At 44.0% G+C, this 2,946-nt stretch carries 2 protein-coding genes and 2 pseudogenes; 3 read left to right on the forward strand and 1 reads right to left on the reverse strand.

The window, feature by feature from the left end; translation table 11 throughout:
• Positions 1-105 (reverse strand): annotated as a pseudogene (locus FTU40_RS15005) (IS5/IS1182 family transposase); the annotation flags it as partial.
• Between the two features lie 41 nt (positions 106-146).
• On the opposite strand from FTU40_RS15005, the pseudogene FTU40_RS15010 reads away from it, so the two are divergent.
• The 3 genes and pseudogenes from FTU40_RS15010 to FTU40_RS15020 form a co-directional block, all read left to right on the forward strand.
• Positions 147-1,733, forward strand: a pseudogene (locus tag FTU40_RS15010) (type I restriction endonuclease subunit R); the annotation flags it as partial.
• A gap of 179 nt (positions 1,734-1,912) precedes the next feature.
• Positions 1,913-2,347 (forward strand): arsenate reductase (glutaredoxin), encoded by a 435-nt coding sequence (gene arsC, locus FTU40_RS15015; protein WP_005093706.1) that lies wholly within the window; start codon positions 1,913-1,915, stop codon positions 2,345-2,347.
• 286 nt (positions 2,348-2,633) lie between these two features.
• Positions 2,634-2,831 carry a hypothetical protein gene (locus tag FTU40_RS15020; RefSeq protein WP_257223556.1) on the forward strand — a complete coding sequence of 66 codons (198 nt, stop codon included), beginning with the start codon at positions 2,634-2,636 and terminating at the stop codon, positions 2,829-2,831.
• The last annotated feature ends 115 nt before the right edge of the window (positions 2,832-2,946 follow it).

Below are 2,946 nucleotides of genomic sequence, written 5' to 3' on the forward strand. Positions count from 1 at the left end.
AGCGTGTTGTAACACTGATACCATTTTTAAGAATAATGGACGAGGAACGCCAACAAGTCGTTTAAATTCCCCATCATTAAATCTAGTTAAATTTTCATATTTCATGGGACTAGTATAAACAATTTTTACTTTCGCAAGAGGTCTAGTGTCTGCACCAGTATGTGATTGTCGATGCGATCCGGGATCGTAACGTGTTGCAGTTCCAGATTGATTACCGGGGTAAATACACGGCCAAGGGCATGCAGCACAACCTCGACTATGACGATGATGTCGAAGGCATTGATACCCGGGAGCTCTACGACAATCCACAGCGCCTGGAAATGATTGCGCGCTATATTGTCGATACGCATCCGACCAAAACTCGCAATGGTGAATTTACCGCGATGTTCTGTGTCAGTTCGGTCGATACCCTGACCCAGTACTATGAAGTGTTTGAAAAGGTTCAGGCCGAGAAACAGCAACAGGATGAAGAGCAGGGCCGACTGTTCAAACCGCTGACGATTGCGACGATTTTCTCCTATGCCGCCAATGAAGCAGTCCCAGTAGATGAGCAAAACGGGCTGATCCATGAAGAAGCAGCCGATATTCCCAGCCAGATCAATCCGTCCAGTCGCGACAAGCTGGACCGTTATATCGCCAAGTACAACCAGCAGTTTAAGACCAACTACAATTCTGGCGACCAGTTCTATGCCTATTACCGCGACATTGCCGATCGGGTCAAAAAGAAACAGATTGATATCCTGCTTGTGGTGAATATGTTTCTGACCGGTTTTGATTCCAAGCCCTTAAATACCCTGTATGTCGACAAGAACCTGAAATACCATGGCCTGATTCAGGCCTTCTCGCGAACCAACCGCGTCTTTAACGACAAAAAACCTTTCGGCAACATCATCTGTTTCCGTAACCTGAAACGCGCCACTGATGAAGCACTGGCATTATTTTCCAATAAAGAAGCGCAAAAAGTGGTACTGGTGCCAAGTTATGAAGAAATTCAGCAGGACTATGAAGTGGCAGTACAGAAGCTACTAAATATTACCCCTGATTATCAAAGTGTCGACGAACTCATCACTGAAGATCAGCAGCTGGCGTTCATTAAAGCCTTTCGAGAAGTGATGCAAACCTTTATTGAATATGATCAGGACCAGACTGCACTGGATAAACAGCATTTTGCCAACTTTGCGTCCAAGTATGCCGATCTATGTCGTGATGTACGCAAGACCACTAAAAAAGAAAAAGTATCGGTACTGGACGATGTCGATTTTCAGCTGGACTTACTGCACAGTGACCGGATCAATGTTGGTTATATCATCAACCTGCTACAACTGGCTGTGAATAGTGATGATGAAGACAAACGTAAGAAGTATGAAGCTCAGGTCTATGACCTGATTGGCAATGAAATCACCCTGTATGACAAGCAGGCGCTGATCCAGAAGTTTATTGAAGAAAACCTGCCCAAGATGATCAATGGCCAGAGCGTACAAACGGCCTTTGCTCAGTTCTGGGATGCTGAAAAAGAACAGGCCTATCAGTACCTCTGTACAGAAGAAAACCTGAAACCAGAAGCAATGAAGCAAGTTCTGGAACATTACGAGTTCACCAAACGTTTACCACGTAAGGAAGAATTGAAAGACTTGCTGAACTTTAAAGTGAAGCTGTTTGAACGGGAAAATGTGTTGAGTAATCTGCTGGTCAAGACCCGAAAGCTGATTGAAAAGTTTTATGTGGGGTTTTAACAGCAGCCCGTGAAGTGATCCAATAATCTAGAGCTAGAAGAGACTATTCATTTTGAAACTGCTTCAAATGATTTTGGACTTCTCATATCAGGTTACATCTGAAAAACACATATATTTTATATTGCGAATATGCGTATATTCATATACAAAGCTATGATTCATTGATAAGAGTAAAGCTCATGGATCAAATGCCAAAAGTCCAAATTTATCATAATCCAGCCTGTGGTACCTCACGCAATACGCTGGCTTTAATTCGCAATGCGGGAATTGAGCCTGAAGTGATCGAATATCTAGTTACGCCTCCTTCTCGTGATGAGCTGATTCAACTGATTTCTGATGCAGGTTTATCGGTAAGAGATGCGCTCCGTAAAAATGTCGATCCCTATACCGAGCTGAATCTAGATGATGCCGGCTGGAGCGATGAGAAACTGCTTGATGCCATGCTGCAACATCCGATCCTGATCAACCGCCCGTTGGTGGTTACCGAGCTTGGAACCCGATTATGCCGCCCATCGGAAGTGGTACTGGATATTCTGCCTTCGCCACAATTAAAAGCCTTTGCCAAAGAAGACGGTGAAATCATCGTGGATCAACAGGGCAATCGGGTAAAATAAAGTGTCCCCCCTACGAAAAAGCTTCAACTTGATTGGAGCTTTTTTATCTGAAAAACACATGGACGATGATCCATATCATTTACATACTGAATGAAATAGGTTCTTGAAGGATAAAGGAATTGGATCATCAGCAGGCAGTTTCCCCGTATCAGGTTTTGACAGAGAGTACCATTTTTCAAATCTTACACAGGCTACCGACTGGAAACTGTTGCGCAGGTCAATGGTTCAAAAATCTGCCGATGAGTGCATCGACCTGATCTCATCCCCCTAAAACCAGGAGCTTTAAATGGAAAGCATAATCGCGATTTTTGCCTGGCTGAATGATGTGCTGCTTAAAATGACCTGGCTCTCGGAAGGCGTGCGCTGGCTGGTCGAAAATGTCTTCGGTTTATCGGTGGTGACCCGGCTCGGTGGCAGTATTCACTTCTTTATTTATGATGTTTTTAAGATCTTTATTCTGCTCTCAGTCCTGATCTATCTGTAAGTGAAAGAGGACTCCACCCGACAGTCAGGGTGGAGGTGAATTTCACAGATTTTAACCTTGTTGGTTTTGAATGTATTTCTTAATAATATCTAAGGGCGCACCACCGCACGACCCT

The organism is Acinetobacter sp. YH12100, from assembly GCF_013419135.1.
Taxonomy (GTDB): Bacteria; Pseudomonadota; Gammaproteobacteria; order Pseudomonadales; family Moraxellaceae; genus Acinetobacter; species Acinetobacter pseudolwoffii.

Bases quoted from the DNA above. Each gene is read 5' to 3' on its own strand.
- arsC (WP_005093706.1), top strand. From the start codon at position 1,913: ATGGATCAAATGCCAAAAGTCCAAATTTATCATAATCCAGCCTGTGGT.
- FTU40_RS15020 (WP_257223556.1), top strand. From the start codon at position 2,634: ATGGAAAGCATAATCGCGATTTTTGCCTGGCTGAATGATGTGCTGCTT.